We start from the raw sequence: 25,882 nt of genomic DNA, 5'->3' as shown, positions 1-25,882 counted from the left end.
CGTCAAAGTAGCCCGCCCGCGGCTACCCTTGGGAGGGTCGATCCCGAGCCGAAACGAACTCGAGACCAATAGGCAAGAGGACTGTGATGCAACCCGGAGGCACGCCGGACATGTCTGCGCTGCTGGCGCAGGCGCAGCAGGTGCAACAGCAACTGATGGAAGCCCAAGAACAGCTCGCGGCCAGCGAGGTGCGCGGAGAGGCCGGCGGCGGGCTGGTGCAGATCACCATGAAGGGCAGCGGCGAAGTGGTCGGGGTGTCGATCGACCCCAAGGTGGTCGATCCGTCCGACGTGGAGACGCTTCAGGATCTGATCGTCGGCGCGTTCGCGGACGCCTCGCAGCAGGTGGCGGAGATGGCGCAGAGCAGGCTCGGCCCGCTGGCCGGCGGGTTGGGGCTCTGATTTGTTCGAGGGCCCGGTTCAGGACCTGATCGACGAGCTGGGCAAGCTGCCGGGAATCGGGCCCAAGAGCGCTCAGCGGATCGCGTTCTACCTGTTGTCCGTCGAGCCACCTGACATCGACCGGCTGACCGCGGTGTTGACGAGGGTGCGCGACGGCGTGCGGCACTGCGCGGTGTGCGGCAACGTGTCGGAGGGCGAGCGCTGCCGAATTTGCAGCGATCCACGCCGCGACGCCTCGGTGGTGTGCGTCGTCGAGGAGCCCAAGGACATCCAGGCCGTCGAGCGCACGCGGGAGTTCCGCGGGCTGTACCACGTGCTCGGCGGTGCCCTGGACCCGCTGTCGGGCATCGGGCCGGACCAATTGCGAATCCGCGAGCTGCTGCATCGACTCGGCGAGTCGGACATCGCCGAGGTGATCATCGCGACCGACCCGAACACCGAGGGCGAGGCCACCGCGACGTACCTAGTGCGGATGCTGCGCGACATCCCGGGTCTGACGGTCACGCGTATCGCGTCGGGCTTGCCGATGGGTGGTGACCTCGAGTTCGCTGACGAGCTCACGCTGGGCCGGGCGCTGTCGGGCCGCCGCGCAATGGCCTAGCCGCTTCTGCGTCCCTAGCGCCCGCGTCCCCCGTGCCGCGCCCCCGCGCCGAATTCAACGCTATGGCGCCGGCTACTCGAACTTTCGCTGCTTCGCGTTGAATTCGGTGAGCTGTCGGGTGCCGGTGCCACGATGCGCGCATGGGGGAGGTACTGATCGGCAGTGAATCGGTATTGCGCGGCGAGCTTTCCAGACACGACCTACGGCGCTGGCATCGGCCGGTGTTCCGCGATGTATGTATGCCAAAGGGGCATGTACCCACCCTGCGGGACCGAACCGTGGGAGCGTGGCTGTGGTCGCGCCGGCGCGGGGTCATCGCTGGAGTTGCAGCATCCGCTCTCCATGGCGCGAATTGGGTCGACGACGCGACGCCAATCGAGTTGATCTGGCGGCGTTCTCGTCCCCAACCCGGGCTTGTAGTCAGGCAAGAAGCCATTGCCGACGACGAGATCACCCGCGTTGCGCGGATACCTGTGACCACGCCGGCGCGGACCGCCTTCGACCTCGGTCGTCATCTGCGTCGAGGTGAGGCGCTCGAGCGACTCGACGCCTTGATGCGAGCCACCCCGTTTTCCATCGAGGACGTCCAACTGCTGAGCAAGCGCTATCAAGGCGCACGCGGCACGCGTCAACTCCGCACGCTGCTGCCGCTTGTCGACGGCGGAGCGGCGTCGCCAAGGGAGACGTGGCTGCGGCTGCTGTTCATCGACGCCGGCTTCCCGAAGCCCACCACGCAAATTCCTGTCGTCGACGAGAGGGGGCGGCTCGTGCGCTGGCTCGACATGGGCTGGAAGGAGTTCATGGTTGCCGCTGAATACGACGGGCAACAGCACCTCACGAGTCGCGCCCAATACGTCAAGGACATGAAGGTCTTCCCGACATTGCACCGCTTGGGCTGGATCGTGAACCGCGTCATCAAGGAGCATTGCGAGGCGGAGATCATCACCCGGTCGTATGAAGCGATGGTCTCGCGCGGTTGGAAGCCGGACTTCGCGTGCGCTGAGGCCATAGCCTGGCTGCAGGCAGCCCGGTTACCGGGCCGATAACCGCTCGCGGCGCAGCAGCGCCACCTCGTCGAGCTCCAGCGGCGGCAACGAACCGACAACCCGCGCCAGCAGTAGGTCCGCCAGCTCGGGGTTGCGCGCCAGACAGGGACCGTGCATGTAGGTGGCGACGACGCTGCCCTGCACCGCGCCGTCGAAGCCGTCACCGGCGCGATTGCCCGCACCGCGGGTCACCGCCGCCAGCGGTTGAGCGGACGAACCCAAAGTTGTTCCGCCCCTGTGGTTTTCGAAACCGGTCAACGGCTGGCTGAGCCCGTCGAGCAGAGGGTGGCTCACCACCTCGCCGATCGTGCGCACCGGCTGTGGGGCGGTCACGAGATCGAGCAGACCCACACCGTCGACGCGCTCACCCGCTGAGGTTTCATACCAGTGGCCGAGCACCTGGATCGCCGCGCAGATGGCCAGCACCGGCGCACCGCGCGAAACCGCTTGCTGCAGGCCGGGATACCGCTGCAGGTGCTTGGTGGCCAAGCGCTGTGCGTAATCCTCGGCCCCGCCCAAGGTGTAAAGATCCAACGACGACGGCACCGGGTCGGCCAGGGTGATCTCGACGATCTCGGCGGGTATCCCGCGCAGGAGCAGTCGCTGCCGCAGCACCACCGCGTTGCCGCTGTCGCCGTACGTACCCATCACGTCGGGCAGCACCAGCCCGATCCGAACCGCCTCAGGCACGGCGCCTGCCCAGCGCGCGTTGCAGCTGCAGGAATGCGGTGTAGTTGGCGATCACTTCGACGTGCCCGGGCGGACACGACTCGATCGCCGCGATCGTGTCGTGCACCAGCGTGTGCTCCACGCCTGCGTAGGTCAGCCGCACCGCCAGATCGGTACCACGCTCACCGGCGGCCACCACGGACGTCCCTTCGAAGTGCTCGAACCGGACGTCCCACAGCCACGACAAATCCTCGCCGTCGGGCACTTGACCGTTCACCGCAATGACGACACCCGCGCCCTGCTTGTCGATCATCGACAGCGCCTCCTGCCAGCCCGCAGGGTTCTTGGCCAGCAGAATGCGGGCGGTGTGACGGCCGAGCGTCACCGTCCGGTACCGGCCGGCGACTTCGGACACCCTCGAGACCGCCGCCACTGCGGAAACCGGGTCCACACCCAGCGACACTGCCGCCGCGACCGCCTGCGCGGCATTACCCCGGTTCACCGCACCGGGCAGCGACAGGGTCATCGGCAGCGCCAACCCGTCTGGTCCGTAGAGAGTTTCGTCGTCGAACCACCACTGCGGAGTAGGGCGTTTGAAGTCGGTGCCCGTGCTGTACCAGTGAGAGTGGTCGCGGACGATCACCTCGCCGGACCGCGGGCAACTCACCGAGTCGTTGGCCCACGCCCCGCCGGCGGACACCCACACCACGTACGGACAGTCGTAGGCTGCCGACGTCATCAGCACGTCGTCACAATTGGCCACCACTACCGCGTCGGGATGACGCGCCAGCCCGGCCCGTAATGTGCGTTCGATCGTGTTGATCTCGCCGACCCGGTCCAGCTGGTCGCGCGACAAATTGAGCAGCACGATCACCCGCGGATCCACGGCGTCGGCGACGTGCGGCAGATGCATCTCGTCTACCTCCAGCGCGGCCAGCGGCGCGTCGCGGGCGACGGCCAGCGCCGCGATCAGCCCGGCGTCCATGTTCGCGCCCTCGGAATTCGTCGCCACCGGTCCCAGCGACTCCAGGGCCGCCGCCGCCATCCGCGTCGTCGTGGACTTGCCGTTGGTGCCGGTCACCAGCACCGTGCGGCGTCCCTCGCCGAGCTGCCGCAGCAGCGAACGATCCAGCGTCATCGCGACGAGGCCGCCGATCATCGCGCCCGCGCCGCGGCCGGTCGCTCGCGACGCCCATCGTGCCGCTGCTCCGGCGGCGAGCGCGAGACGTCCGCGGGTGGTGATCACCGGGGCAGTTTATGACGACGGGCCCACTGACCTGCGACACGAGCGCTGCGATCAGCGGTTTTGTCGGTGCGGCGTGCCATTCTGGGGGCGTGACAGCGCCAACGACGTGCACGACGCCGTGGGGTCGGCCGGTGGCCGAGCACGAGGCCGGCTGGGTGGTCGTGGACGTCGAGACGTCGGGCTTCCGCCCGGGGCAGGCACGCATCATCAGCATCGCCGCGCTGGCGCTGGACGCCGACGGCAGCGTCGAGCGCTCGGTGGTCAGCCTGCTGAACCCCGGCGTCGATCCTGGTCCGACGCACGTGCACGGCCTCACGGCCCAGATGCTGGCGGATCAGCCGTCGTTCGCGCAGATCGCCGCCGAGCTGACCGATCTACTGCAGGACCGCACCTTGGTCGCCCACAACGCCGCGTTCGACTACATGTTCTTGGCCGCCGAAGCGGAGTTGGCCGGGGTCGAACTGCCGGTCGACACCGTGATGTGCACGGTGGAACTGACCCGGCGGCTGGCGCTGGGCACCGAGAACCTGCGGCTGGAGACGCTGGCGGCGCACTGGGGCGTCCCACAGCTTCGCCCGCACGACGCCCTTGACGACGCGCTCGTGTTGTCACGGGTGTTGACGCCTGCGGTGCACCGCGCCCGCGAGCGCGACGTGTGGCTGCCGCTGCGGCCGACTACGCGACGGCGCTGGCCGAACGGCCGTGTCACGCACGACGAGCTGCGGCCGCTCAAGGCCGTGGCGGCCCGGGTTCCGTGCCCATGGCTGAACCCGGGGCGTCACGTCGCCGGCCGGCCATTGGTGCAAGGCATGCGGGTGGCGTTGTCGGCGGATGTGCAGCGCACCCATGAGGAACTGATCGAGCGGATCCTGCACGTCGGACTCGCCTACGCCGACGTCGTCGATGCCGAAACGTCACTGGTCATCTGCAACGACCCACATGCCCAGCAGGGCAAGGGATTTCATGCCCGCGAACTGGGTGTGGCCACGATGTCTGACGCGGAGTTCATGGCCGCGCTCGACTCGGTCGTCGGCGGTACGTCGATCGAGGAGTTCACCGATCCGACGGTCGCCGGCGACCAGTTCGCGCTGTTCTGATCCGCGGCAAGGTCAAAGCTGGCGCACAGCCTCGACCCACGCGGCACCTAGCCGGTCTGTGAAGACTGCCGTCATGGCCCTTTCGAGAGATTGCATGCATCCAATTGCACTGAGACAGAGCGGTTTTGGGCCGGACCGCAGAACGGAGTTCATGAGATGAAGATCACCAAGTTGATTGCCGGCGCGACCCTTGCCGCCGGGTTGGGCGCGGCGGCGCTGGGTGTCGGCGCCGGTCTGGCCAGCGCTGAGCCACCGCCGGGACCGGGGCAGCCCGGACCCGCTCAGCCGTGGCCGGGTGATGCCGGACCCGGCCCGCAGGGCCCCGACCGCGGGCCGGAAGGTCCCGACCGCGGGCCGCACGTCGGGGAACCGCCCGCCTGGGCGCCGCCGCGTCCTGCCCCTCCGGGCTACGCGCCGAACGCGCCGGTGGTCTGGGACATCGATCACCAGGGCTGGGGCATCTGGCTCGGCTCCATCTGGATCCCGCTGTAAAGGTGATCTCGGCGCGCAAAACGACGCGCAGCGTCGTTTTGCGCGCCGAAATCACGCAGCTAGCGCGAGGCCCGGTTCACCGCCGACACCACCGCGCGCAGCGACGCGGTGGTGATCGATGTCGCGATGCCCACGCCCCACACGGTCCGACCGTTCACCGACGCCTCCACATAGGCAGCGGCCTGGGCCTGTTCACCCGACGACATCGCATGCTCGGCGTAGTCGAGCACCTGCACGTCGATGCCGACCGTCGACAGCGCATGGACGAAAGCCGCCAGCGGGCCGTTGCCTTCGCCGCGGATCTCGGTTTCCACGCCGTCGACCAGGACGGTCGCCTCGATCGCATCGGTGCCGCCGTCCGTCTCCGCAGCGATCACCCGCTGGCGTACCCGCTCCAGCGGACGCACGGGCCGCAGGTACTCGTCGGCGAAGACGTCCCACATCTCCTTCGACGACACCTCGCCGCCCTCGCCGTCGGTGATCTTCTGGATCACCTGCGAGAACTCGATCTGCAAGCGGCGCGGCAGCACCAGGCCGTGGTCGGCCTTCATGATGTAGGCGACGCCGCCCTTGCCGGACTGCGAGTTCACCCGGATCACGGCCTCGTAGGTGCGCCCCACGTCCTTCGGGTCGATCGGCAGGTACGGCACCTGCCACAAGATGTCGTCGACGTCGGCGCCGGCTTCGTCCGCGGCGTACTTCATCGCGTCCAGACCCTTGTTGATCGCGTCCTGGTGGCTGCCCGAAAACGCGGTATACACCAAATCGCCGCCGTAGGGATGACGTTCGTTGACCGGCAACTGATTGCAGTACTCCACGGTGCGACGGATCTCGTCGATGTTGGAGAAGTCGATCTGCGGGTCGATGCCGCGGCTGAACAGGTTCAGGCCCAGCGTCACCAGGCAGACGTTGCCGGTGCGCTCGCCGTTGCCGAAAAGGCACCCCTCGATGCGGTCAGCGCCGGCCTGGAAGCCCAATTCTGCTGCGGCAACAGCGGTTCCGCGGTCGTTGTGCGGATGCAGACTCAGGATCACGCTGTCGCGACGGGCCAGGTTGCGGTGCATCCATTCGATCGAGTCGGCGTATACGTTCGGGGTGGCCATCTCGACGGTCGCCGGCAGATTGAAGATGATCGGGTGCTCCGGCGTGGGCTCGACCACGTCGCCGACGGCATTGCACACGTCGAGGGCGTACTCCAACTCGGTCCCGGTGTACGACTCGGGTGAGTACTCGAAACGCCATTGTGTGCCAGGGTATTTCGCGGCTTCCTCGACGCACTTGTGCGCGCCGTCGGTGGCGATCTGCTTCACCGCCTCGCGGTCGGCACGGAACACCACCCGGCGCTGGAGAATCGACGTCGAGTTGTAGAAATGCACGATCGCTCGCGGCGCACCTGCGCACGCTTCGAAGGTCCGCTCGATCAACTCCGGGCGGCACTGCGTCAGCACCTGGATGGTGACATCGTCGGGAATCACGCCCTGCTCGATGATTTCGCGCACGAAGTCGAAGTCGGTCTGGCTGGCAGACGGGAACCCGACCTCGATTTCCTTGTAGCCCATGCGAATCAACAGGTCGAACATCCGCCGCTTGCGGGCCGGGCTCATCGGGTCGATCAGCGCCTGATTGCCGTCACGCAGGTCCACCGCACACCACATCGGCGCGTGGGTGATGACGCGGTCGGGCCAGGTGCGGTCGGGCAGCGCAATGGGCTCGACCTCGTCGGCGAACGAGCGATACCGATGCACCGGCATCGAGGAACCGCGCTGCGTGTTCCACACCGGTTGGCCGGGGCGTGGCGGTCCGGACGGTGTCTTGATGGTGCGGGCTGACACGAACGCGTCGGCGTTGTCGATTACTTCAACGCGAGGATCGGTGGGGGTCATTTTGCTTTGCTTTCCGGGAGTTGCGAACTACGACCGGCGCATCGCGAACACCCGCGACGGGAAGCCGGTCTGGATCAGACCCCGTCGCGGCTGCCGAGAAGGAGCACCCGCACAGAAAACACAGTACGGCCACTGTACTCCACCGGCCGCCGCGCCATCCAGCCGGGCGTTACGGGCGAAACGGCTGGCCCCAGCGGCCCGCGAACGCGATCTTGTCCAGCGGCAGACGCCGCCGTCCCCGTGCGTCGCGTTCGACGACCGTGGGGTCGACGGACGTGTAGTCGCCCAGCGTGCCGACGGCCACGACCGCCAGCGCGCGCACGTCGTCGGGCAACGCGAACACTTCGTGTGCGCTGACAGCGTCGAAGCCGGCCATCGGGTGTGCGACCAGTCCCCGTGACACAGCTTCGACCGTCAGCTGTGCGATCGCCGCGCCGGCGTCGACCCCGGCGTAGCGCGCGGTCTTCTCGTCCGGACCCTCGTCGACGCACACCATGATCAGCGCGCTGGCAAGCTTTGCGTAGCTGTTGCCGCGTTTGAGCAGCTCGCCGATCTTCGTGAACGTCTCGTCGCCGCGCAGGCCGACGATGAACCGCACCGGCTGCCGATCGCCCCACGTTGCCGCCCACCGCGCGGCCTCGAGCAGGGCCGTGATCTGCTCGGCGGTCAGTACCGCCGTCGCGTCGAACGCCCGAGGGCTCCAGCGCGCGGCCAGCACCGGATGGATCGGAACGCTCGTGTCGGCGCTCCGGTCAGTCACCTCGATCACGCTACGCCAGCCAAAATGACATGCGCCAAACCCTTATTCTTGGTGAAACCGCTTTCCTGAAAGGTCTCAACCGTGGCGCTCGTGGTGCAGAAATACGGCGGATCGTCGGTCGCCGACGCCGACCGTATCCGCCGCGTCGCCGAGCGCATCGTCGAGACGAAGAAACAAGGCAACGAGGTCGTCGTCGTGGTCTCGGCGATGGGCGACACGACCGACGAACTGCTCGACCTGGCCAGGCAGGTCTGCCCGGCGCCGCCACCCCGCGAGATGGACATGCTGCTCACCGCGGGTGAGCGGATCAGCAACGCGCTGGTCGCCATGGCGATCGACTCGCTCGGCGCGAAGGCCCGCTCGTTCACCGGCTCGCAGGCCGGTGTGATCACCACGAGCACCCACGGCAACGCGAAGATCATCGACGTCACGCCGGGCCGACTGCGCGACGCTCTGGACGAAGGGCTGATCGTGCTCGTTGCCGGTTTTCAGGGCGTCAGCCAGGACAGCAAGGACGTCACCACGCTGGGCCGTGGCGGCTCCGACACCACCGCCGTCGCGCTCGCTGCGGCGCTGAACGCCGACGTGTGCGAGATCTACACCGACGTCGACGGAGTTTTCACCGCCGACCCGCGCATCGTGTCCAACGCGCGACGGCTCGACAAGGTCAGCTTCGAGGAGATGCTGGAGATGGCTGCGTCGGGTGCCAAGGTGCTGATGCTGCGCTGTGTGGAGTACGCCCGCCGCTACAACGTTCCGATACACGTCCGGTCGTCATACTCGGACAAGCCCGGCACCTGGGTGGCCGGATCGATGGAGGACATCCCCATGGAAGACGCCATTCTCACCGGAGTCGCGCACGACCGCAGCGAGGCGCGGGTCACCGTGGTAGGGATCCCCGACGTTCCGGGCTACGCCGCCAAGGTTTTTCGCGTCCTCGCCGATGCGGACATCAACATCGACATGGTGCTGCAGAACGCGTCGAAGGTGGAAGACGGCAAGACCGACATCACGTTCACCTGTTCGCGCGAGAGCGGCCCGCGTGCCGTCGAGCAGCTGAAGGCGCAGCAGGTCGAAATCGGTTTCACCCGAGTGCTTTACGACGACCACGTCGGCAAGGTCTCACTCGTCGGCGCCGGCATGCGCAGCCATCCCGGTGTCACGGCGACCTTCTGCGAGACTCTGGCCGAGGTGGGCGTCAACATCGACCTGATATCCACCTCGGAGATCCGAATCTCGGTGCTGGTCAAGGACACTGAGCTCGACAAGGCGGTGGCCGCGCTGCACGAGGCTTTCGGACTCGGCGGCGATGAGGTCGCGACGGTGTACGCAGGGACGGGCCGCTAGATGGTCGCGATCGGAATCGTCGGCGCCACCGGCCAAGTCGGCGAGGTGATGCGCAAGCTGCTCGACGAACGCGACTTTCCCGCCACCTCGGTGCGGTTCTTCGCGTCGGCGCGCTCGGCCGGACGCAAGCTGGCGTTCCGGGGACAGGAGATCGAGGTCGAAGACGCCGCGACCGCCGATCCGAAAGGTTTGGACATCGCGCTGTTCTCAGCGGGCGCGTCGACGTCGCGGGTGCAGGCGCCGCGATTCGCCGACGCCGGCGTCACGGTGATCGACAACTCGTCGGCATGGCGAAAAGACCCTGACGTGCCGCTGGTGGTGTCCGAGGTGAATTTCGCGGCGGCCGCGCACCGGCCGAAGGGGATCATCGCCAACCCGAACTGCACCACGATGGTGGCGATGCCGGTGCTCAAGGTGCTGCACGACGAGGCCGAGCTGGTGCGGATCGTGGCGTCGACGTACCAGGCGGTGTCGGGTAGCGGCGTCGCCGGGGTGTCCGAGCTGGCTGCGCAAGCCCGCGCCGTGATCGATGACGCCGAGCAGCTGGTGCAGGACGGCAGCGCACTGGCTTTCCCGAAGCCCGAAAAGTACGTGGCGCCAATAGCATTCAACGTGGTGGCGCTGGCCGGCTCACTGGTGGACGACGGCTCCGGCGAGACCGACGAAGACCAGAAGCTGCGTCATGAGAGCCGCAAGATCCTCGGCATCCCCGACCTGGCGGTCAGCGGGACATGTGTAAGGGTGCCGGTCTTCACCGGCCACTCGCTGTCGATCAACGCGGAGTTCGCCCGCCCGCTGTCGGTCGAGCGCGCGACAGAGCTGCTGTCAGATGCGCCGGGCGTGAAACTGGTCGACGTGCCGACACCGCTGGCCGCTGCCGGAATCGACGAGTCGCTGGTGGGGCGCATTCGCCAGGATCCCGGTGTTCCCGACGGCCGCGGGCTCGCGCTGTTCGTCTCCGGCGACAACCTGCGCAAGGGGGCCGCGCTGAACACCATCCAGATCGCCGAGCTGCTGACGGCTCAGCTCTAGCCGCCGAAACGGTATTCCACGCGGAAAAGTGCGAGTGAGGGCCACGCGAAATACCGTTTCGGCGCTGGCCGCGGTCGCCGTCCTCACCGCGGCACCCGCGCTCGCGGATCCGCCGGCGCCGCAGCCGCAACCTGTCCTCGGGCCGCTGGCCGAGGGTCAGGTGGTGCGCATCGGTCCGGTGGCCGGTACTGGAACGCCGACCCGCGACTATGGCGTCGGTGCGACCGACCTGTGCGAGTTCATGGAATTTCCGAGCGGAATCCTGCAGGTGTGCGGCGACAGCTTCGCCGGCCAGGGCGTCGGCTTCGGTGGCTGGTACGCGCCGATCGCACTGCACGTCGACACCGACTCGATCGACGACCCGGCCGGCGTGCGCTACGACCGCGTCATGGGCATCGACACACCGCTGCTGGCCGATCCCACGCCCGCGGGCGATTCGCAGTTGCCGGCCGGTGTGGTGCAGATCAACCGCGACAATTACCTCCTGGTCACCACGGTGCGGAACTTGGTGCCGCAGAGTTCGCGGCTGGTGAAAGCCCAAGCGGCGCAACCAGGTTGGCGCACAGTGCCGGGTTCGGCACGTGACGCGAGCTTCCAGGGTGGCCGGCAGTCCCAGATCAGCGGGTACTACGACCCCGTGCCCACCGGCGAGTCGCCGACCGGATGGGTGTACATCGTCGCCAACAACTTCGACCGCACCCAGCCCGTCACGTTGTATCGGGCCAAACCGGAGGCGTTCACCGACCGGTCGAGCTGGCAGGGCTGGTCGGGGTCATCTGGCCCCGACGGGGGGTGGAACAAGGCGCCGACACCGCTGTGGGGTGACAAGGTCGGCGAAATGAGCATCAAGCAGATCGACGGCAAGGTGGTGCTGTCATATCTGAACCTGACGACCGGCGACATCGAGGTCCGGGTGGCCGAGCACCCGACCGGTCTGGGCGCCGCGCCGGTCACCACGGTGGTTAGGGCGGCGCCCTGGCCCGACCCGCCGGAGACGCTGCCGCCGCCAGACGACAATCGGCTGTCGCAAGCCTACGGCGGCTACATTTCGCCAGGATCGACGCTCGACGAGTTGCGCATCTTCGTCAGCCAGTGGCACAACGTCGATCCGCGCTCGCGGGCGCCGTATCGGGTGATCCAGTTCGCGGTGAACCCGGTCAAGCCGTAGCCGGGCGGCGTGGCCATGATCCTGTGCCCACCGGCCGTCTTTCATAGCGAATGCACAGCACCGATCTGGCCATCCACTGCAATGTGCTCGGCATCATCGAAGCATGACCGAAACAGCTGAACAACCAACTACTCCCGTCCGGACCGAGGAGCCGGCCCGCCCGAGGCCGAGCCGGCTCAACCAAGTGCTGGCCTGGGTCGGCATCGTGGCCGGCGTGGTGTTCATCGTCGCCGTGGTGTTCTTCTCCGGGTTCATCATCGGCAAGCATTCCGGCTCCGGATTAGGCCATTTCCGGGGCCACAGCGGCGTGCACATGTTCCACCGCGGCGGACCGCCCCCGATGGGCCCGGGACCCTGGCAGGGCCCGGGTCAGATGGGCCCGGGTCAGATGGGCCCGGGTGCGCCGGGTGCGCCGGGTGGTCCCGGTAATCCGCCGTCGCCGACGAGCGTTCCCGCGCCACCGCGTCCGTAGCCGACGTGCGCCGAACGTGCGTCGCCGGCGAACTTTTCGCCACTGGCGCACGTTCGGCGCCGTCTGGTCGGTCTATTGGGGTACGTGTAGTGGGTACCTGTAGGGGTGCGACAGCCAGCACCGAGAGAGATGAGACGAAATGGCGGAGAAGTACGCGACAACTGACGGCGGAGCACCGGTACCCAGCTTCGAGCACTCGCTGACGGTCGGTCCGGACGGCCCGATCCTGCTCCATGATCACTACCTCATCGAGCAGATGGCGAACTTCAACCGGGAGCGCATCCCGGAGCGCCAGCCGCACGCCAAGGGGGGCGGGGCGTTCGGCCACTTCGAAGTCACCCAGGACGTCAGCAAGTTCACCAAGGCCGCGGTGTTTCAGCCGGGCACCAAGACCGACACGCTGGTCCGCTTCTCCACGGTCGCCGGCGAGCGCGGCAGCCCAGACACATGGCGCGACCCGCGCGGCTTCGCGGTGAAGTTCTACACCAGCGAAGGCAACTTCGACATGGTCGGCAACAACACCCCGGTGTTCTTCGTGCGCGACCCGATGAAATTCCAGAACTTCATCCGCAGCCAGAAGCGCCTGCAGGCAAGCAATCTGCGCGACCACCACATGCAGTGGGACTTTTGGACCCTGTCGCCGGAATCGGCGCATCAGGTGACCTGGCTGATGGGTGACCGCGGCATCCCCAAGACCTGGCGGCACATGAACGGCTACTCCAGCCACACGTACAGCTGGATCAACGCCGACGGCGAATTGTTCTGGGTCAAGTACCACTTCAAGACCGACCAGGGCATCGAATTCCTCACCCAGGAGGAAGGTGACCGGCTGGCCGGCGAGGACGGCGACTACCACCAGCGCGACCTCTACGAGGCGATCGAGGACGGCAACTATCCGAGCTGGACGCTCAACGTGCAGATCATGCCGTTCGAGGAAGCCAAGACGTATCGATTCAACCCGTTCGACCTGACCAAGGTGTGGCCGCACGGTGACTACCCGCTGCACGAAGTCGGTCGGCTCACGCTGAACCGCAACGTCACCGACTACCACGCCGAAATGGAGCAGGCGGCGTTCGAGCCGAACAACATGGTGCCGGGCACCGGGCTGTCACCGGACAAGATGCTGCTGGCGCGCGGCTTCTCATACGCTGACGCCCACCGTGCCCGACTTGGCGTGAACTACAAGCAGATTCCGGTGAACACTCCCAAAGTCGAGGTGCACAGCTACAACAAGGACGGGGCGATGCGCATCCGCAACGTCACCGATCCGGTGTACACACCGAACTCGATGGGCGGCCCCGAGGCCGATCCCCGGCGCGCAGCTGAAGTGCACTGGGCTTCGGACGGCGACATGGTGCGTGCGGCGTACACGTTGCGGCCGGACGACGACGACTGGGGGCAGGCCGGCACGTTGGTGCGTGAAGTGCTCGACGACGCGGCCCGAGAACGCCTGGCGCACAACATCATCGGGCACGTGTCCGATGGCGTGAAGGAGCCGGTGCTGTCACGGGTGTTCGAGTATTGGCGCAACGTCGACGCCGACCTGGGCAAGAAGGTCGAGGAAGGCGTGCGGGCGAAGCTGAACGGCAACGGCGGGTAGTTCGGCGAATCGCGACGGGCGTCTTGCCGTCTCGACCGAGGCTGGCATGATCGAGCCCATGAGCATCGAAGTCGTTTACACCGCAGAGTCCACGGCATCCGGCGGAGGCCGCGACGGCCATGTGAAGTCGACCGACGGCAAGATCGACCTCGACACCCGCCCACCGAAGGAGATGGGTGGCAGCGGAGAGGGCGTCAACCCCGAACTGCTGTTCTCGGCCGGCTATGCGGCGTGCTTCCTGGGTGCGCTGCGGCTCGTCGCTCGCAACGAGAAGATCGACCTGGACGACGCCACGGCAATCACCGCGCGCATCGGCTTCGGCAAGGACTCGGAGGGCGGCTTCGGCCTGACGGGGCAGCTCATCGGTTACCTGCCCGGGCTCGAGCAGACGCAGGCCGATGAGCTGATGGAAAAGGCCCACCAGGTGTGCCCGTACTCCAAAGCCACCCGCGGCAACGTCGACGTTGAGCTCTCGGCGAAGGTTTAGCGCAGCTCGCTGGGCCGCTGCAGCGCTCGGTGTCGGCGTTGCAGCCGGCCTCGCGGCGCCCGCGCACGCCAGGCCCTCCGAGCCCGGCGTCGTGAACTACGCGGTGATGGGCAAGGGGTCGGTCGGCAACATCGTCGGTGCGACGATGCGGTGGGAGAACTTCTTCACCGAGCCGTTCCAGGGCTACTGGGTGGACGTGCCGGCGTGCAACAACTGGGCCGACATCGGGCTGCCCGAGGTGTACCTCGATCCCGACCTCGCCTCGTTCAACGGTGCCGAAACCAAGGAATCGCCGACGGACGAGACGCATTTCGTGAAACAGGCGGTCGGTGTCTTCGCCACCAACGACGCCGCCGATCGCGCTTTTCATCGGGTGGTTGACCGCACCGTCGGCTGCGCCGGCCAGACCACAGCCATGCATTTTGCCGACGGGACCAACCAGGTGTGGTCGTTTTCGAGCGGACTGCAAAACGCCACCGACCAGGAGTGGGTGAAGCAGGAGGCCGGCACCGATCGGCGTTGCTTCACGCAAACCCGTCGCCGCGAGAACGTGCTGCTGCAAGCCAAAGTGTGCCAGTCGGGCAACGGCGGCCCGGCAGTGAACGCGTTGGCCGGCGCGATGCAGAACTCGCTGGGCCAGTAGCGCGACGCTCACCTGTCACCGAGCCGTCACGCCAATCGGCGAGAACTTGTCGGTCCTCTGCAACAAGATGGAGGAATGGCCCAGGCCGACATCGCGGTTGCGTCAGAGGTGCAGGATCAGACCCTCCACTCGGTCAGCGCCGCGGCCGATCACATCGCCGCCACCTGCCTCACCGAGACACCGGTGGGTCTGGTCGGCTTGGAGTTGGAGGCACACTGCTTCGACATCGCCGCGCCCCAGCGTCGACCGGGCTGGAACCAACTGTGCGACGTCATCGCCGGCTTGCCCGAACTTCCCGGGGGCAGTCGCGTCACCGTCGAGCCGGGCGGCGCTGTGGAGTTGTCCACCCCGCCGATGTGGGGTGCCGTCGCCGCCATCGACGCGCTGACGGCCGACAGAGCGGTGCTGCGGACGGCATTCGCTCAAGCCGGTCTCGGGCTGGTGCTGCTCGGCACGGATCCGCTGCGGCCGCCGCAGCGAGTGAATCCCGGTGCCCGCTATCAGGCCATGGAGAAGCACTTCGCCGCCGCGAACACCGGCGAGGCGGGCGCAGCGATGATGACGTCGACGGCGTCGGTGCAAGTCAACGTGGATGCCGGCCCGGCGCACGGCTGGGCCGACAGAGTTCGCCTGACGCACGCCCTCGGCCCGACGATGATCGCGATCTCGGCCAATTCCCCGCTGCTGGCCGGGTCGTTCACTGGCTGGCGCAGCACCCGGCAGCGTGTGTGGGGCCAACTCGACGTCGCGCGTTGCGGTCCGGTGCTCGGCGCCACCGGCGACGATCCGGCCAGCGATTGGGCCCGCTACGCCCTGCGCGCGCCGGTGATGCTCGTGCACGGCCCAGACGCGGTACCGGTCACCCGCTATGTCGCCTTCGCGGACTGGGTCGACGGACGGGCGAGTCTGGCCGGACGCCGCCCCACCACAGCCGACCTGGACTACCACCTGACCACGTTGTTCCCGCCGGTGCGGCCGCGGCGCTGGCTGGAGGTGCGCTACCTCGACAGCGTGCCCGACGCCCTCTGGCCGGCTGTGGTTTTCACCCTGGTCACTCTGCTGGACGACCCTGCCGCGGCCGACCTGGCGGCAGAGGCCACCGAGCCGGTTGCCACGGCGTGGGATGTCGCCGCCCGGGTGGGGCTGGCCGACCGGCGGCTGCACGCCAGCGCCAACCGCTGCATCGCCGCGGCCGCGGATCGCGCTCCGCCGTCGCTGCACTCTTCGATGCAGCGGCTGGTCCGTATCGTCGAGCAGGCAGGCTGTCCGGGTGAGGAATTCGCCGAGCGGGCGATCTGTTGCGGGGTGGCAGCAGCGGTGACGGAACTGGCGAGGAGCGAAGGGTGATCTCGACACGCGACCGGCTGGCGCGTGATCTGATCGCCGCGCGAGAACGGACCTTGGCGCTGGTCGACGTCGACGACGACGAGCTGCGCCGCCAATTCGACCCGCTGATGAGTCCGCTGGTGTGGGATCTGGCCCACATCGGCCAGCAAGAGGAACTGTGGCTGCTGCGCGGCGGCAACCCCGACCGCCCGAGCATGCTCGGCCCGAAGGAATCGCTGTACGACGCGTTCGTCCACTCGCGCGCCAGCCGGGTGGATCTGCCGCTGCTGTCTCCCAGCGAAGCGCGTGCGTTCTGCCGCACGGTGCGCGACAAGGCGCTCGATGCGCTCGACGGGGTGCCAGACGACCAGCCACTGTTTCCCTTCGCACTCGTCCTGAGCCACGAGCATCAGCACGACGAAACGATGCTGCAGGCGCTGAACTTGCGCGTCGGTGAACCGCTTCTGCAGCCGGGTGCGCCGCTGCCGCAAGGGCGGCCCGGTGTGGCCGGCACGTCGGTGCTGGTGCCCGGCGGGCCGTTCGTGCTCGGCGTCGACGCGAACACTGAACCGGACTCGCTCGACAACGAACGCCCGGCCCACGTCGTCGACGTGCCGTCGTTTCGCATCGGTCGCGTGCCGGTCACCAATGCCGAGTGGCAGGCATTCGTCGACGACGGCGGCTACCGCACGCCGCAGTGGTGGTCGACGCGGGGCTGGCAGCATCGTCTCCAGGCTGGTTTGGTGATGCCGCAGTTCTGGAACGGCGACGGCACCCGCACCCGGTTCGGCCACGTCGAAGACCTCCCGCCCGACGAGCCCGTGCAGCACGTGACGTACTTCGAAGCGCAGGCGTACGCCGCGTGGGCCGGCGCCCGCCTGCCTACCGAGATCGAGTGGGAGAAGGCGTGCGCGTGGGATCCGCAGATGCAGGGCCGCCGTCGCTTCCCGTGGGGAAATGCCGAGCCGACAACGGAATTGGCAAATCTGGGCGGTGCGGCGCTGCGGCCTGCACCCGTAGGTGCCTACCCGGCGGGTGCGTCCGCATACGGCGCCGAGCAGATGCTGGGCGACGTGTGGGAGTGGACGTCGTCGCCGCTGCGGCCGTGGCCGGGTTTCACACCGATGATCTACCAGCGCTACTCGCAGCCGTTCTTCGACGGCGACTACCGCGTGTTGCGCGGCGGGTCGTGGGCGGTTGGCCGGGAGATCCTGCGGCCCAGCTTCCGCAACTGGGACCACCCGATCCGCCGGCAGATCTTTTCGGGCGTCCGATTGGCGTGGGACGTCTGATGTGCCGGCACCTGGGCTGGCTGGGTGAGCCGCGCTCGCTGGCGTCATTGATGCTCGATCCGCCGTATGGGCTTGTGGTGCAATCGTATTCGCCGCGCCGTCAAAAGCACGGACTGCTGAACGCCGACGGCTGGGGTGTCGGGTTCTTCGACGGCGCCGGGGTGCCCAGGCGCTGGCGCAGTGCGTCGCCGCTGTGGAGCGACGCCTCGTTCGCGTCTATCGCACCGGTGCTGCGAAGCAGCTGTGCGGTCGCGGCGGTCCGCTCGGCGACGGTCGGGATGCCGGTGGAAGCCTCGGCATCGGCCCCGTTCAGCGACGGTCAGTGGTTGCTGTCCCACAACGGCGTGGTGAACCGTGCGGCGTTGCCACCCGCCCCACATGCCGAATCAACGGTCGACAGTGCGCTTTTGGCGGCCCTGATCTTCGATCGCGGCCTCGATGCACTCGAAGACACCATCACCGACATCGCAGCGGCCGATCCCGACGCGCGCCTGAACATTCTTGCCGCCGACGGCAACCAGCTGTTAGCCACGACGTGGGGCGACACTCTGTCGGTCCTAGCAGGCGACGACGGCGTCGTGGTGGCCAGCGAGCCGTTCGACGACAACCCCGCCTGGGACGACGTGCCCGACCGTCACCTCGTGGTTGTCGACGGCCGCGCCGTCACGCTGACTCCGCTGAGAGGGGCGCAATGAGCGTCATGCTGGCCAACCACCTCGAGGCAGACTCCGCCAACCGGGCGTTGCGCCGCGACGTCCTGCAGGGGTTGACGCAGACGCCGAAGACGTTGCCGCCGAAGTGGTTCTACGACCACACCGGAAGCCAGTTGTTCGACCAGATCACCCGGCTGCCGGAGTACTACCCGACCCGCACGGAGGCGACGATCCTGCGGGCGCGGGCGGCAGCGATCGCAGAACTCAGCGGTGCCGACACACTCGTCGAACTCGGCAGTGGGACGTCGGAGAAGACCCGCATGTTGCTCGACGCCCTGCGTCGGCAGGGCACGCTGCGTCGGTTCATCCCGTTCGACGTCGACGCGGGCGTGTTGCAGACGGCAGGCACCGCGATCCTGGCCGAATATCCGGGCATCGAGGTGGCAGCGGTATGCGGCGACTTCGAACAGCACCTTACCGAAATACCCTGTGGCGGAACGCGATTGATCGCATTCCTCGGGTCCACCATCGGCAACCTGACGCCGGGTCCGCGCGCGCACTTTCTGGCGACGTTGGCCGGGGTGATGCACCCAGGTGACAGTCTGCTGCTTGGCACCGACCTCGTGAAAGACCCTGACCGGCTGGTGCGGGCTTACGACGACAGTGCGGGAGTCACCGCGGCGTTCAACCGCAACGTGCTGGCGGTGGTGAACCGGGAGCTCGACGCGCACTTCGACCTGGACGCGTTCGAACACGCCGCCCGCTGGAACTCCGCGCAGGAGCGGATCGAAATGTGGCTGAGATCGACGGTGACGCAGACCGTTAAGGTCGGGGCGTTGGATCTCACCGTTCGCTTCGCGGCGGCAGAGGAGATGCTGACCGAGGTGTCGTGCAAGTTCCGGCGGGACGGGGTGAGCGCCGAACTTGCTGCCGCTGGACTTCAATTGGCCCATTGGTGGACCGATCCGGCGGGTGACTTCGGCTTGTCGCTCGCGGTGAAATGAGCTTGGCAGAGCGCTGGCGCGAGGCCCGGCCGGCGGTCAACGGTGTGCATGTGGACAGTGCGGCCTGCTCGCGGCAGAGCTTCGCGGCGATCGACGCGGCGGCGGCGCATGCGCGTCGCGAGGCCGAGGTCGGCGGGTACGTCGCCGCGCAGCAAGCCGAAGACACGTTGACGGCCGGGCGCGCGGCCGTCGGCGCCTTGACGGGCTTTACCGCCGCCGACGTGGTGTTCACCACCGGCGCGGCCCATGCGCTGGACCTTGTGCTCAGCGCCTGGCCCGACGAGCGCCGGGTGATCACCTGCGTCCCAGGAGAATTCGGGCCCAACCTCGCGGTGATGGCCGCGAACGGCTTCGAGGTGACGCTGGCGCCGGTCGACTCGCTGGGCGTCGTCGCGGTCGACGAGCTGGCCCGCAGACTGGCGGCCGATGCGCCGTCGCTGATGCATTTGACCGTGGTGCCCAGCCACCGCGGCATCGTGCAGCCGGCACACAAGATCGCCGAGGCGTGCCGGGAATTCGGCGTGCCGCTGGTGATCGACGCAGCGCAAGGGCTCGGCCACGTCGACTGCGCGGTGGATGCCGACGTCATCTACGCGACGTCACGCAAGTGGTTGGCCGGTCCGCGCGGAGTCGGCGTCGTGGCTGTGCACCCTGACCGGGCGGCGACGCTGCGCCCCCGAATACCGCCGCCGCAGTGGGCAACCGACATCTCACCGCTGCGCCGCCTCGAGATGGGCGAGGCCAGTATTGCTGCACGCGTGGGCTTTTCGGTCGCCGTGTCCGAACACGTCCAGTACGGTCCTGCCCAGGTACGTGAAGGACTGGCGGCGGCGGGGCATCTGACCCGCACCGTGCTCGGCGACCTAGCGGGCTGGCAGGTGGTCGAACCGGTCGACGCGCCGACGGCGATCACGACCCTGGCGCCGACCGACGGAGTCGACGTGGGGCAGGTGCGTGCCGAGTTGATCGCGCGCCACGGGATCGTGACGACTGTCGCCGGACCGCAGCGGGCACCGCTGGAATTGGCCACTCCGGTTTTGCGGCTGTCGCCGCACGTCGACGTCACAGAACGGGAGTTGACGACCTTCGCGGACGCGGTCAGTTCGCTTTGTGAGCGGTGAGCAGAAACGCCGGCATCTTCTGCCGGCCCTTCTCGTCGAGGTCGAACTGCGGCGGCGCCGCATCGGGAAGCTGCGGCATATTGGCATGAATGAACGCCGGGCGGATCTCGTCGATCTGCCAGTACCTTGAAATTGCTTCGCGCAGTTCGTCTTCGGTGACCACATTCGGCAACGGCAAATCGGTGCCCTGGGGAAATGCACCGGTGGCGAACACCAAAACGAAGTACGTCGCACCGGGCGCAGCCGCGCGGTGGACGGCGCGCAGGTAATCGTCGCGGCTTTCCACTGGCAGTGAGTGGAACAGCGTGCTGTCGAGGATGGTGTTGAATCGGCCGTCGTAGCCGGTGAACGACGTGATGTCGTCCTGGACGAACGTCGCGGTTCTCAGCCCGCGCTCCTGCGCTGCCTTGGTGGCCGCGGCCACTGCGGTGGGTGTCAAGTCGATGCCGACGACGGTGTGGCCTTGCTCCGCCAGCGCGAGTGACGCTTCGGCCAGACCGCAGCCGGCGTCGAGGACCGGGCTGCGGAACCTGCCCTCGCGGATGAGTGTGGCGATCTCTGGCTGTGGCTCACCGATGTTCCAGGGCGGCGGTCCTTCGAAGAAGCCCTGCTCCCGATAGATCTCGTCCCAATTCATCAGCTGATCCGGCATGAGGTTCAACCTACAGCTCCCACGTGTGTACCGGCTCGTTGCTGTGCATGCGCTCGGTGTAGCGCCGCAGCATCTCGCAGAGCGCTCGCGGACGGGTCAGCCCGTGTTCTTCCTGCAACGCGTTGACCGTCTGCACCTGCCACGCGGCGCCGTTGACGCCGGCTTTGGCGCGGCCCTCGATGACGCCAAGATAGCGATCGCGGACCGTCGCCGCCACGCCCCACCGGCGCAGGCCCTCGTCGGCCAACGGCAGCAGCCGCCGCAGCACGAGTTCGTCGGCGCTGACGGTGCCCATGCCGGGCCAGTACAGTCGCGTGGCCATACCGAACCGGGCCGCGTTGCCGAAATTCTCTTGTGCGGCAGCGAAACTCATCTGCGTCCACAACGGCCGGTCGTCCTCCGACAAAGCTCGCAGCGCGCCGTAGTAGAACGCCGCGTTGGCCATCATGTCGATGACCGTTGGACCCGCCGGCAGCACACGGTTCTCCACCCGCAGATGCGGGCGCCCGTCGACGACGGCGTACACCGGCCGATTCCACCGGTAGATCGTGCCGTTGTGCAGTGTCAGCTCGTGCAGCTGCGGTGCTCGCCCGGCCGCCAGCTCGGCGACCGGGTCCTCGTCGGAGATTTCAGGCAGCAGCGACGGGAAGTAGCGAACGTTCTCCTCGAACAAGTCGAAGATCGAGGTTATCCACCGCTCTCCGAACCAGACTCGCGGCCGGACGCCCTGCGCCTTGAGTTCGTCGGGCCGGGTGTCGATGGCTTGCAGGAACAACTCGATGCGGGTCTCGGCCCAAAGTTGATGGCCCAGGAAATACGGGGAGTTGGCTCCGAGCGCCAGCTGCGGCGCCGCCAGCACCTGTGCGGCATTCCAGTTGTTGGCGAAGTCGGCGGGTGACACCTGCAGATGCAGTTGCATGCTGGTACACGCGGATTCCGGTGCGATGGAAGTCATTTGGAGGCTCAGGCGTTCGGGACCGGAGATGTCGATGACGATGTCTTCACCGCGGGCCATGAACACCGATTCCTGCAGCGCCCGATACCGCCTCGACTCGCTCATCCACTGTCCGGTCAGATGCTCGGGCATCAGCGTGGGCAGGATGCCGATCATCACGATGTGCGCACCGTGCTGATTGGCCTTGGTCTCGGCGGCATTGAGGCTGGCGCGCACGTCGGACTCGAGCTCCAGCGCCGACGTGCCGGGCAGCGGCCGCGGCGGAACGTTGAATTCGATGTTGTAGGCGCCTAATTCGGTCTGGAACGCCGGATCGGCGATGGCTTGCAACACCTCGCGGTTCGCCATCGCGGGGCGGTACTGCTCGTCGACGAGATTGCACTCGATTTCCATGCCGGTCAGTGGCCGTTCGCATTCGAAGCTCGACTGCGCGAGCATGGTCTCGAACACGTCGAGCGACAGCTGGACCTTGCGCCGGTAGTCCCGGCGTTGGGCACCGCTGAACGTGGTGGCCTTGACTTCCTCGCCCACATCGCCGATGCAACGCGACGCTGCGAGCCGTGTCAACGACCGATCGGCCGCCGGACCGCAGGGTTGATCGGCGGCGGCGCGGGTAGCCCGCATGTCATGGACGTCAGCGTCACCTTCGTCGGCAACGCCACCACGCTGATCACGTTCGGTGGTATCACGTTGTTGACCGACCCCAACTTCCTGCACCGCGGCCAGCACGCTTACCTGGGTTACGGGCTGGTGTCCAAACGCCTTCACGACCCGGCGCGCAAGGTCGACGAACTGCCGCCACTCGACGCCGTGGTGCTGTCCCACATGCACGGCGACCACTGGGACCGTGTCGCCGAACGAAGTCTGGATAAACAGCTGCCGGTCGTGACCACCCACCACGCCGCAAAACGGCTGCAGCACCGGGGGTTTCGCGCGGCGACCGGGCTGTCCACCTGGAACACGCACACGCTTACCAAAGGAGATGCGAGCGTCACCGTCACCGCGCTGCCAGGCCGGCACGCGCCGGTGCCGCTGAACCGGATGCTGCCGCCGGTCATGGGGTCGATGCTGGAGTTCGTCGACAACGACGGCGCGACGCGGCGGCTGTACATCTCGGGTGACACGCTGCTGATCGACGAGCTCAGCGAGATTCCGCTGCGGTTCTCGGCGATCGACGCCGGTGTCCTGCATCTGGGCGGCACCCGTCTGCCCGCCGGGCGCAAGCTGCCGTTCGGGCTCACCGTGACGATGGATGGCCGCCAGGGCGCCGGTGCGGTCGAGGCCGTCGGGCTGCCCAAGGTGATCCCGGTGCATTTCGACGACTACGGCGTCTTCGCGTCCGGACTCGACGACTTCAAGGAAGCGATGAGGCAGCGGGGCATGGCCGAGCGGATCGTCGAACTCGAGCGCGGTGCGTCGATCACTATTTGACGGTTCAGATGCGCGGCTAGGGTGAAGCCGCGATGCCGCCGACGATCGAAGTCGACCAAGGCGGCCTGGAGCAGGTTTCGACCGTCGACCGGGTCGCCTCGCTGACCGGTGTGCGCGCGGTTGCCGCATTGCTGGTCATGGGCACGCACGCGGCCTATGCCACCGGCAAGTACAGCCACGGCTACGTGGGGCTGGTAGCCGCGCGCCTGGAGATCGGCGTCGCGATCTTCTTCGTGCTGTCTGGTTATCTGCTGTTCGGGCCGTGGGTGCAAGCCGCTAGGACAGGAGGGGCCGGCCCGGCGCTGCACCGCTATGCCCGCAACCGGGTGCGGCGGATCATGCCGCCCTACCTGGTGACGGTCGTCGTCGCGTACGTCGTCTACCACTTCCGCACGGCGGGCCCGAATCCCGGGCACACCTGGACGGGCCTATTGCGGCACCTGACGCTCACACAGATCTACAGCGACGACTACCTGACCCGCTATCTGCACCAGGGGCTGACGCAGATGTGGAGCTTGGCCGTGGAGGTCGCGTTCTACATCGCGCTACCGATGCTGGCCTTTGTGGTGTTCACGGTGCTGTGCCGGCGGCGCTGGCGGCCCGGCGTGCTTCTTGCCGCGCTGGCGGTTCTGGCGGCGCTGAGCCCGGCCTGGCTGGTGGTGATGGGCACCACCGACGTGTTGCCGAAGTCGGCCGGCCTGTGGTTGCCGCATTACCTCGTCTGGTTCGTCGGCGGCATGGTGCTAACAGCGTTGAGTGCCATGGGAATTCGCAGCTACGCAGCCGTCACGCTGCCACTGGCGGCAATCAGCTATCTGATCATGTCCACGCCCATTGCGGGGGCCGCGACGGCTGAGCCGGACATGTCGGAATCCGTGGCCAAGACGGTGTTGTACGGAATCGTCGCCACGCTTGTGGTGGCGCCGTTGGCGCTCGGGGAACGGGGCTGGTACGCGCGTGTGCTCGGCAGCAGGCCGATGGTGTGGCTCGGCGAAGTCTCCTACGAGATCTTCCTGCTCCATGTGATCGTGATGGAGATCGCGATGGTGTCGGTACTGCGCTGGCACATCTACACCGGCTCGGTGTGGGGGCTGTTCGCGGTCACGCTGGCGTTGACGATTCCGCCGGCCTGGCTGCTGCACCGCCTCACCCGGCCGAAGGTCGACGTGCGTCACTTCCGCACTGCGGCGAACGCGGTGCCTTAGGCTTGAACTTCTCAGATCTCCGCAAGGAAGTTGGATATGTGGTCTCCGCGAGTCGCCGATTGGCCGGACCGGCATCCGCGCGCTGCGGCGGCGTTCGCGCTGCCCGCGAAGGTCATCGACTGGAGTGATCGGCATCCGTGGGCCGCGGTAGCCATCGCGGTGCCGCTGACGATCGGCGGTATCAGCGCCGTGGTCGCCTACCCGTTGCTGTTCCTGCTGGTGCTGGTGCTCGCGGCGGTGGCCGTCATCGTGATGGAGTTGTACACGGACCAGAAGAAGCGGGCCGAGGAGCAACCGGCTGAGGCGGGGCGGCACCGCCAGGTGGCAGCGTTCACCGACGGCCTCACGAGCAAGTTCGAAATCAGCAGGGACGACGCGGGCAGGTTCCGGTTTCAGCTCAAGGCGCCCGACGGCGAGGTCATCGTCGACAGCCGCGGGTATGAAACCAAGGCAGGGGTCGGTCGGGCTATTCAGGCGGTGAAGACGACTGCGCGCTACGCGACCGTCGAAGACCTGACCCAAGCCAATTAGGCGCTGAGGTCAGGCGCGGCTGGCGACCAGCACTTGCGGGCCGAACGGCTGCTTGCGCAATTCCACGGTGATCCCCGGGTCGGCGTACTGTGCCAGCGTCCGCAAGGCCGACGGGCTGTAGGCGCGCATCGAGCTGATGAATCCGTCGTGGGCGAATGGGATCGCGAGGAACGGCACCATCGTCGCCAGCTTCCCGATGTGCAGAAGCGACGGTGGGCGTGGCAGGTCGATGATCAACAGCTTGCCGGCGACCCGCGTGCCTTCGGCGATCACCCGAGCGGCCAGCGCAGGCGGCAGGTGATGGAACGTCAACGCCATCACCGCAAGGTCGAAATACCCGTCGGGGGCGTCGATTTCGGTGGCGTCCTCCACCCGGACGACCGCGCGGGGATGGCTGCCGAGTTCGCCCGATGCGATGTCGAGAACCGACGTCGCGTCGAGGTCGGTGACGGTCACCCGGGCGGTGGGATGCTGCTCGAGCAGCTTGCGTGACAACCCGCCGTGCCCTGCGCCGAGTTCCAGAATCTTCGGGTCAGCCACATCAGCGACTTCATCGAGCGCAAGGTAGGCGAATCGTTCGTGGTTCTTGAACACGTCGCCCACCCACTCCAACGACCGAACGATGCTGCGCTTGATGCGCTCGTCGACGTCGTCGCGGTCGAGGTACTCGGCGCATCCGGTCTCCAACCGGCGATCCAGCCACGACGCGTCGGGTCCACCGCGAGGCATCGCTTCGATGTCGGCTTCGGTGATCTCAACGCTTCCCAT

At 67.4% G+C, this 25,882-nt stretch carries 27 protein-coding genes; 20 read left to right on the top strand and 7 right to left on the bottom strand.

Annotation, left to right across the window (positions count from 1 at the left end; all coding sequences use genetic code 11):
- Positions 1-86: 86 nt before the first annotated feature.
- The 3 genes from AC5Y4C_RS12755 to AC5Y4C_RS12745 all read left to right on the top strand — a co-directional run bounded on the left by AC5Y4C_RS12755 (position 87) and on the right by AC5Y4C_RS12745 (position 2,048).
- On the top strand, positions 87-401 hold the full coding sequence (locus tag AC5Y4C_RS12755) for a YbaB/EbfC family nucleoid-associated protein (protein ID WP_499910686.1): 315 nt from the start codon (positions 87-89) through the stop codon (positions 399-401).
- A 1-nt stretch (position 402) separates the two neighbouring features.
- Positions 403-1,002 (top strand): recombination mediator RecR, encoded by a 600-nt coding sequence (gene recR / locus AC5Y4C_RS12750; RefSeq protein ID WP_499951913.1) that lies wholly within the window; start codon positions 403-405, stop codon positions 1,000-1,002.
- Positions 1,003-1,142: 140 nt separating this feature from the next.
- Positions 1,143-2,048 (top strand): type IV toxin-antitoxin system AbiEi family antitoxin, encoded by a 906-nt coding sequence (locus AC5Y4C_RS12745; RefSeq protein WP_499951912.1) that lies wholly within the window; start codon positions 1,143-1,145, stop codon positions 2,046-2,048.
- On the opposite strand, the gene AC5Y4C_RS12740 is transcribed toward AC5Y4C_RS12745, so the two are convergent.
- Positions 2,034-2,738: a type 1 glutamine amidotransferase gene (locus AC5Y4C_RS12740; RefSeq protein ID WP_499951911.1), complete on the bottom strand. Its 705-nt coding sequence runs from the start codon at positions 2,736-2,738 to the stop codon at positions 2,034-2,036. The genes AC5Y4C_RS12745 and AC5Y4C_RS12740 overlap by 15 nt on opposite strands.
- Positions 2,731-3,963 carry a MurT ligase domain-containing protein gene (locus tag AC5Y4C_RS12735; protein WP_499951909.1) on the bottom strand — a complete coding sequence of 411 codons (1,233 nt, stop codon included), beginning with the start codon at positions 3,961-3,963 and terminating at the stop codon, positions 2,731-2,733. The genes AC5Y4C_RS12740 and AC5Y4C_RS12735 overlap by 8 nt, the downstream gene beginning before the upstream one ends.
- Before the next feature lie 89 nt (positions 3,964-4,052).
- On the opposite strand from AC5Y4C_RS12735, the gene AC5Y4C_RS12730 reads away from it, so the two are divergent.
- The gene (locus AC5Y4C_RS12730; protein ID WP_499951908.1) at positions 4,053-5,060 is read left to right on the top strand and encodes a DEDDh family exonuclease; all 1,008 of its coding nucleotides are present in this window, start codon (positions 4,053-4,055) and stop codon (positions 5,058-5,060) included.
- Positions 5,061-5,216: 156 nt separating this feature from the next.
- A complete protein-coding gene (locus AC5Y4C_RS12725; protein WP_499951907.1) occupies positions 5,217-5,552 on the top strand; it encodes a hypothetical protein in 336 nt (111 codons plus the stop codon).
- A 59-nt stretch (positions 5,553-5,611) separates the two neighbouring features.
- Here the strand turns inward: AC5Y4C_RS12725 and leuA are convergent, their stop codons facing one another.
- A complete protein-coding gene (gene leuA / locus AC5Y4C_RS12720) occupies positions 5,612-7,435 on the bottom strand; it encodes a 2-isopropylmalate synthase (RefSeq protein WP_499961388.1) in 1,824 nt (607 codons plus the stop codon).
- A gap of 169 nt (positions 7,436-7,604) precedes the next feature.
- Positions 7,605-8,195 (bottom strand): nitroreductase family protein, encoded by a 591-nt coding sequence (locus tag AC5Y4C_RS12715; RefSeq protein WP_499910669.1) that lies wholly within the window; start codon positions 8,193-8,195, stop codon positions 7,605-7,607.
- Positions 8,196-8,276: 81 nt separating this feature from the next.
- On the opposite strand from AC5Y4C_RS12715, the gene AC5Y4C_RS12710 reads away from it, so the two are divergent.
- From AC5Y4C_RS12710 to egtE, 12 genes are all read left to right on the top strand, one after another.
- The gene (locus AC5Y4C_RS12710; RefSeq protein WP_499910667.1) at positions 8,277-9,542 is read left to right on the top strand and encodes an aspartate kinase; all 1,266 of its coding nucleotides are present in this window, start codon (positions 8,277-8,279) and stop codon (positions 9,540-9,542) included.
- On the top strand, positions 9,543-10,574 hold the full coding sequence (locus tag AC5Y4C_RS12705; protein ID WP_499961390.1) for an aspartate-semialdehyde dehydrogenase: 1,032 nt from the start codon (positions 9,543-9,545) through the stop codon (positions 10,572-10,574). It abuts the gene before it with no gap.
- A 64-nt stretch (positions 10,575-10,638) separates the two neighbouring features.
- A complete protein-coding gene (locus AC5Y4C_RS12700) occupies positions 10,639-11,742 on the top strand; it encodes a DUF4185 domain-containing protein (protein ID WP_499961737.1) in 1,104 nt (367 codons plus the stop codon).
- A 103-nt stretch (positions 11,743-11,845) separates the two neighbouring features.
- Positions 11,846-12,214, top strand: a complete 369-nt coding sequence (locus tag AC5Y4C_RS12695) for a hypothetical protein (RefSeq protein ID WP_499907416.1) — start codon at positions 11,846-11,848, stop codon at positions 12,212-12,214.
- A 139-nt stretch (positions 12,215-12,353) separates the two neighbouring features.
- Positions 12,354-13,814: a catalase gene (locus AC5Y4C_RS12690; RefSeq protein ID WP_499961392.1), complete on the top strand. Its 1,461-nt coding sequence runs from the start codon at positions 12,354-12,356 to the stop codon at positions 13,812-13,814.
- 58 nt (positions 13,815-13,872) lie between these two features.
- Complete coding sequence (locus AC5Y4C_RS12685; protein ID WP_499907412.1) at positions 13,873-14,301, top strand: organic hydroperoxide resistance protein; 429 nt, start codon at positions 13,873-13,875, stop codon at positions 14,299-14,301.
- Positions 14,279-14,944, top strand: coding sequence for a sensor domain-containing protein (locus tag AC5Y4C_RS12680; RefSeq protein WP_499907410.1), 666 nt, complete (start codon positions 14,279-14,281; stop codon positions 14,942-14,944). The genes AC5Y4C_RS12685 and AC5Y4C_RS12680 overlap by 23 nt, the downstream gene beginning before the upstream one ends.
- A 75-nt stretch (positions 14,945-15,019) precedes the next feature.
- Positions 15,020-16,291, top strand: coding sequence for an ergothioneine biosynthesis glutamate--cysteine ligase EgtA (gene egtA, locus AC5Y4C_RS12675; protein WP_499961394.1), 1,272 nt, complete (start codon positions 15,020-15,022; stop codon positions 16,289-16,291).
- On the top strand, positions 16,291-17,562 hold the full coding sequence (gene egtB, locus AC5Y4C_RS12670) for an ergothioneine biosynthesis protein EgtB (protein WP_499961739.1): 1,272 nt from the start codon (positions 16,291-16,293) through the stop codon (positions 17,560-17,562). The genes egtA and egtB overlap by 1 nt, the downstream gene beginning before the upstream one ends.
- Positions 17,562-18,257, top strand: a complete 696-nt coding sequence (gene egtC, locus AC5Y4C_RS12665) for an ergothioneine biosynthesis protein EgtC (protein WP_499961395.1) — start codon at positions 17,562-17,564, stop codon at positions 18,255-18,257. Before egtB ends, egtC begins: the two co-directional genes overlap by 1 nt.
- Entirely contained in the window at positions 18,254-19,219 is a 966-nt protein-coding gene (egtD, locus tag AC5Y4C_RS12660; protein ID WP_499961397.1) for an L-histidine N(alpha)-methyltransferase, read from the top strand. The genes egtC and egtD overlap by 4 nt, the downstream gene beginning before the upstream one ends.
- Positions 19,216-20,340: an ergothioneine biosynthesis PLP-dependent enzyme EgtE gene (egtE, locus tag AC5Y4C_RS12655; RefSeq protein WP_499961398.1), complete on the top strand. Its 1,125-nt coding sequence runs from the start codon at positions 19,216-19,218 to the stop codon at positions 20,338-20,340. Before egtD ends, egtE begins: the two co-directional genes overlap by 4 nt.
- Here the strand turns inward: egtE and AC5Y4C_RS12650 are convergent.
- Together AC5Y4C_RS12650 and AC5Y4C_RS12645 are read right to left on the bottom strand one after the other, a co-directional pair.
- Positions 20,318-20,992, bottom strand: a complete 675-nt coding sequence (locus AC5Y4C_RS12650) for a methyltransferase domain-containing protein (protein WP_499907400.1) — start codon at positions 20,990-20,992, stop codon at positions 20,318-20,320. The genes egtE and AC5Y4C_RS12650 overlap by 23 nt on opposite strands.
- A gap of 10 nt (positions 20,993-21,002) precedes the next feature.
- On the bottom strand, positions 21,003-22,478 hold the full coding sequence (locus AC5Y4C_RS12645; RefSeq protein ID WP_499961400.1) for a glutamate-cysteine ligase family protein: 1,476 nt from the start codon (positions 22,476-22,478) through the stop codon (positions 21,003-21,005).
- Between the two features lie 96 nt (positions 22,479-22,574).
- Here AC5Y4C_RS12645 and AC5Y4C_RS12640 point away from each other — a divergent pair, with 96 nt between their 5' ends.
- From AC5Y4C_RS12640 to AC5Y4C_RS12630, 3 genes are read left to right on the top strand one after another with little or no spacing between them, the layout of a single operon-like run.
- Complete coding sequence (locus AC5Y4C_RS12640) at positions 22,575-23,378, top strand: MBL fold metallo-hydrolase (RefSeq protein ID WP_499961401.1); 804 nt, start codon at positions 22,575-22,577, stop codon at positions 23,376-23,378.
- A 32-nt stretch (positions 23,379-23,410) separates the two neighbouring features.
- Positions 23,411-24,583, top strand: a complete 1,173-nt coding sequence (locus AC5Y4C_RS12635; protein WP_499961403.1) for an acyltransferase family protein — start codon at positions 23,411-23,413, stop codon at positions 24,581-24,583.
- A 36-nt stretch (positions 24,584-24,619) separates the two neighbouring features.
- Entirely contained in the window at positions 24,620-25,114 is a 495-nt protein-coding gene (locus AC5Y4C_RS12630; RefSeq protein ID WP_499961404.1) for a YegP family protein, read from the top strand.
- Positions 25,115-25,123: 9 nt separating this feature from the next.
- On the opposite strand, the gene AC5Y4C_RS12625 is transcribed toward AC5Y4C_RS12630, so the two are convergent.
- The gene (locus AC5Y4C_RS12625) at positions 25,124-25,882 is read right to left on the bottom strand and encodes a class I SAM-dependent methyltransferase (RefSeq protein ID WP_499961406.1); all 759 of its coding nucleotides are present in this window, start codon (positions 25,880-25,882) and stop codon (positions 25,124-25,126) included.

It is taken from the genome of Mycobacterium sp. NGS35 (genome assembly GCF_059812855.1).
The sequence above is the reverse complement of the archived record's forward strand: the minus strand, read 5'-3'. Positions and strand labels throughout refer to the sequence as shown.